At 72.7% G+C, this 4,845-nt stretch carries 5 protein-coding genes and 1 riboswitch; of the genes, 4 read left to right on the top strand and 1 reads right to left on the bottom strand.

Translation table 11 applies throughout. From position 1 onward, the window contains the following. The coding region (locus ABZE72_RS15650) for a hypothetical protein (protein ID WP_372729964.1) at positions 1–201 on the bottom strand (201 nt) is incomplete at its 3' end. A 55-nt stretch (positions 202–256) separates the two neighbouring features. Then, positions 257–364: riboswitch (TPP riboswitch) on the top strand. 4 nt (positions 365–368) lie between these two features. Between ABZE72_RS15650 and ABZE72_RS15645 the strand changes: the two genes are divergently transcribed. The 4 genes from ABZE72_RS15645 to ABZE72_RS15630 form a co-directional block, all read left to right on the top strand. Beyond that, entirely contained in the window at positions 369–1,424 is a 1,056-nt protein-coding gene (locus ABZE72_RS15645; protein WP_372729963.1) for a thiamine ABC transporter substrate binding subunit, read from the top strand. After that, positions 1,400–3,082, top strand: coding sequence for an ABC transporter permease (locus tag ABZE72_RS15640; RefSeq protein ID WP_372729962.1), 1,683 nt, complete (start codon positions 1,400–1,402; stop codon positions 3,080–3,082). The genes ABZE72_RS15645 and ABZE72_RS15640 overlap by 25 nt, the downstream gene beginning before the upstream one ends. Before the next feature lie 2 nt (positions 3,083–3,084). Continuing rightward, complete coding sequence (locus tag ABZE72_RS15635; RefSeq protein WP_372729961.1) at positions 3,085–4,071, top strand: ABC transporter ATP-binding protein; 987 nt, start codon at positions 3,085–3,087, stop codon at positions 4,069–4,071. Positions 4,072–4,100: 29 nt separating this feature from the next. After that, a partial coding sequence (locus ABZE72_RS15630; protein ID WP_372729960.1) for a phosphatase PAP2 family protein occupies positions 4,101–4,845 on the top strand: 745 nt, incomplete at its 3' end.

Here is a 4,845-nt window from a genome sequence, read left to right as displayed (position 1 = left end):
GGCGGGCCCGTCCAGCTCCTCGGTGATGACCGAGAACTGCTGCGCGAAGCGCCACACCGCCCGGGTCGGCAGCCCGGGGTCGCGGTCGGCCTGGCAGGCCAGCAGTCGCTCCCGCTCGGCCTCGAGGCTGTCCAGCTCGCTTGCACGGCGCATCCGGGGGATCGTCCACGCGAGCAGGTCGTGGCGGCGGCTGGGCTTCATGTCTCGAGGCTGCCACACCCGGATGGGGAACCGGGGCGGGACTGCGTAGGCTGGGCCCACACGACAGGGGAGCACGCGCGTGCGTGCTGAGAGTGCGGATCCGCCGCAGACCCTTGAACCTGCTCCGGTTAGTACCGGCGAAGGGAGTCACCTTGAGGTCCATTTCCATGTCCACCCGCCGGGCCGGCGCCGCGGCGTTCGTGCTCGCAGTGACGACGACCGGCTGCTCCGCGATCGGCGAGAGCGTCCAGGACGACGGCCCTGCCTCGGACCGGGTCGTCGTGGTCACCCACGACTCGTTCTCGCTGCCGAAGAAGCTCCTCCGCCAGTTCGAGACCGAGTCCGGCTTCGAGGTCGTCGTCCGCAAGGCCGGCGACGCGGGTGCCCTGACCAACAAGCTCGTGCTCACCGCCGACGACCCGATCGGCGACGTCGCCTTCGGGGTGGACAACACCTTCGCGTCCCGGGCGCTGGACGCCGGTGTCTTCGCCGCCTACGAGCACGACCTGCCCGCCGGGGCGGGCGACCACTCGCTGCCCGGCGACGACGACCAGCGGCTGACCCCGGTCGACAACGGCAACGTCTGCATCAACGTCGACGACACCTGGTTCGACGAGCGGGAGCTGGCCCCGCCGACGACCCTGGCCGACCTCGCCGACCCGGCGTACCGCGACCTCCTCGTCCTGCCGGGCGCCGCGACCAGCTCGCCGGGGATGGCCTTCCTGCTCGCCACCGTGGCCGAGTACGGCGACGACTGGCCGCGCTACTGGGCCGACCTGATGGAGAACGGGGCCAAGCTCACGGCCGGCTGGTCGGACGCCTACTTCGTCGACTTCACCGCCGGCGGCGGAGAGGGCGATCGCCCGATCGTGCTGAGCTACGACTCCTCGCCGGCCTTCACCGTCCCGGAGGGGGCGGACGCCTCCACCACCAGCGCCCTGCTCGAGACCTGCTTCGAGCAGGTCGAGTACGCCGGTGTCCTCGACGGCGCCGAGAACGTCGACGGTGCTGAGGCGTTCATCGACTTCCTGACCGGCGCCGAGGTCCAGGCGTCGTTGCCGGAGAGCATGTACGTCTTCCCGGTCCGCGACGACGTCGACCTGCCCGCCGAGTGGGCGGCGTACGCCGTCCAGCCCGACGAGGCCTACGCGGTCGACCCGTCCGAGATCGCCGCGAACCGAGACGACTGGCTGCGCGAGTGGAGCGACGTCACCTCCCGCTGAGTCGCGGTGCCCGGCTCCGGCCGGGACTGACCCGACCACTCACCCTCGTCGGACTGGCCCTGGTGCCGGTCCTGGTGCTGGGCGTCTTCTTCGTGCTGCCGGTCAGCGGGATGCTGGCGCGCGGGCTGTGGCCCGAGGGCCGCTTCGACCCGGTCGGTGTGCTCGAGGTGCTGACCCGGCCACGCGTCGGCCGGGTGGTCTGGTTCACGCTCTGGTCGGCGGCGGCCGGGACCGCGCTGTCGGTCCTGCTGGGCCTGCCGGCGGCCTACGCCCTGCACCGGCTCCGCTTCCCCGGCCGTCGGCTGCTCCGCTCCGCGCTGCTGGTGCCGTTCGTGCTGCCGACCGTGGTGGTCGGGGTGGCCTTCCGGCGCCTGCTGGGCGACTCCGGTCCGCTCGGCTTCCTCGGCCTCGACGGCAGCCCGATCGCGATCGTGCTGGGGCTGGCCTTCTTCAACGTGGCGGTGGTGATCCGGTCCGTGGGCGCGGCCTGGGAGGCGCTCGACCCGCGGCCCGGCGAGGCCGCCGCCGCGCTGGGGGCGAGCCCGGTGCAGGTGCTGCGCACCGTCACCCTGCCGGCCCTGCGTCCGGCGATCGTCTCGGCCGCCAGCGTCGTCTTCCTGTTCTGTGCCACCGCCTTCGGCATCGTCCTGGTGCTGGGCGGGCTGCGCTACTCCTCGGTGGAGACCGAGATCTACCTGCTCACCACCAACCTGCTGGACCTGCGGGCGGCGGCCGCGCTCTCCCTCCTCCAGCTGACCACCGTCGTCGGGTTGCTGATCGTCTCCGGCCGGCTGCGCGCCGTACCCGACCCCACCCGGGCGGTGGTGGTCGCGACGCCGCGGCGCCCCTCCCGGGGCGACTGGCCGGTGCTGGTCTCGACGGCGCTCCTGCTGGTGCTGGTCGCGACGCCGATCGCGTCGTTGGTGGCCGGGTCGTTCCGGGTCGGCGGCGACTGGGGCCTGGGGAACTACCGGGCCCTCACCACGACCGGTGAGCAGGCCCTGCTGGTGCCGGTGACCGAGGCCCTGGCCACCTCGTTGCGGACGGCGGTCGACGCCACCTGGATGGCGCTGTCGATGGGACTGCTCGTCGCCGTCATCGTCACCCGCAGCTCACGCACCCGCGCCGAACGCCGGGTCCGCTCGCTGCTCGACGGCTTCTTCATGCTGCCGCTGGGGGTCTCCGCGGTGACCCTGGGCTTCGGCTTCCTGATCACCCTCAACCAGCCACCGCTGTCGATGCGGGACTCGCCGTTGCTGGTGCCCATCGCCCAGGCGCTGGTCGCGCTACCGCTCGTGGTGCGGACCATCGTGCCGGTGCTGGCCGGGATCGACGACCGGCAGCGGCAGGCGGCCGCCTCGCTGGGCGCCGGGCCGCTGCGCACGCTGCTGGTGGTGGACCTGCCCATCGTCTGGCGACCGCTGCTCGCCGCCAGCGGATTCGCCTTCGCGGTCTCGCTCGGCGAGTTCGGGGCCACCTCGTTCCTGGCCCGCGACGAGCACCCCACCGTGCCGGTGGTGATCTTCCGGTTGATCGGCCACCCGGGCGAGTTGAACTACGGGATGGCGCTGGCGGCCTCCGTGGTCCTCGCGGCCTCGACCGCCCTGGTGATGCTGGCCGTCGAACGGCTCCGGGTGCCGTCCGTGGGAGCCTTCTGACCATGCTCAGCCTGCGCGAGGTCACCGTGGCGTACGACGGGATCCCGGCCGTCGTCGACGTCTCGCTCGACCTGCCCGACGGCGAGGTGCTGGCGGTGCTCGGACCGTCCGGCTGCGGCAAGTCGACCCTGCTGCGGGCGGTCGCCGGGCTGGGCCCGAACGCCAGCGGCCGGATCTGCTGGGACGGCCAGGACCTGGCCGGCGTGCCCACCCACAAGCGCGGCTTCGCGCTGATGTTCCAGGACGGCCAGCTCTTCGCGCACCTCACCGTGGCACGCAACGTGGGCTACGCGTTGCGGCTGCGCCGGGCGCCCCGGGTGGCCCAGCGGGTCGACGAGCTGCTCGAGCTGGTCGGGCTGGCGGGGTACGGCGACCGGCTGCCGGGCACGTTGTCCGGCGGTGAGCGGCAGCGGGTCGCGCTGGCCCGGTCGCTGGCGGTCGAGCCCCGGTTGCTGCTGCTCGACGAGCCGCTCTCCGCGCTCGACGCCGGCCTGCGCGAGCGCCTGGCCGGCGAACTGCGGGAGATCCTGCGGGCCGCCGGCACCACCGCGCTGATGGTCACCCACGACCACGAGGAGGCGTTCACGGTCGCTGACCGGCTCGCCGTGATGCGCGCGGGCCGGGTCGTCCAGGAGGGCGTGATCGCCGAGGTGTGGCGCGGACCCGCCGACCCGGAGACCGCGCTCTTCCTGGGTTACGCCCGGGTGCTGCGCGGTGAGGCGGCGCGAACCGTGTTGGCCGCCGCCGGACTGCCGGCGGCCCCCGCGGTCGCCGTACGGCGCTCGGCGCTGGAGGTCGCCCCCGACGGACCCCTGGCCGGACTGGTGGTCTCCAGTCGGGCCACGCCGGACCTGGTCCGGCTCGTCGTGGACGTGCCCGAGCTGGGCGAGATCGACGCGGTGGCACCGCTCGACGTGCATCCCGGTGCGGGGGCGCCGATCCGGTTGGTGGTGAACGCCACCCGTCTGGCGGTGCTCCCCGAGCCCTGAGTCGGGCGCGCGCGCCCTACACTGGCGCGGTGCATCGCCGTGCCTACGCCCTCCTGCTGGGGATCGCCGCCGTCATGGGTTTTCTGGCGGTCCTGACGGCGATCCTGCTCGACAAGCGGCTCGCCGACCCCGACGGCTTCCTCGGCCCCTCGTGGGCCCGGCTGCCGATCCTGGTCGGAGCGGCGTTCCTCGCCGACCTGCTGCCCCGGACGCTCTGGAAGTCCCGGATGCACCCGGCCCTGATGCCCGCGATCTTCAAGGCCCGGGTGCACCAGCACTGGACCAAGGACCGGGTCACCCTCGTGGTGATGGGCGTCGTCTGCTTCTACATCACCTACGTGAGCTACCGGAACCTCAAGTCGTTCCTGCCGTTCGTGCTCAGCGACACCAAGTACGACCGCGAGCTCCACCTGCTCGACAAGGCCCTGCTGCTGGGTAACGACCCGGCCGTCCTGCTCCACGACGTGCTGGGCACCGGCGTCGCCGCGTACGCCCTGTCTTACATCTACCTGTGGTTCCTGCCGCTGGTGCCGCTGGCCCTGACCGGGTGGCTGGTCTGGTCGCGCAACCTGACCTACGGCTACTGGTTCGCGACCTCGCAGTGCATCGCCTGGTCACTGGGCACGCTCTCCTACTACGCCCTGCCCACCCTCGGCCCGGGCTTCGCCTACGTGGCCTCCTACGCCAGCCTCCCCGACACGCCGACCTCGGGGCTGATGGAGTCGCTCTACAACTCCCGACAAGAAGTGATGCGCAGCGGGATCGAGGGCACGG

The organism is Nocardioides sp., from assembly GCF_041600255.1.
Taxonomy (GTDB): domain Bacteria; phylum Actinomycetota; class Actinomycetes; order Propionibacteriales; family Nocardioidaceae; genus Nocardioides.
The sequence above is the reverse complement of the archived record's forward strand: the minus strand, read 5'-3'. Positions and strand labels throughout refer to the sequence as shown.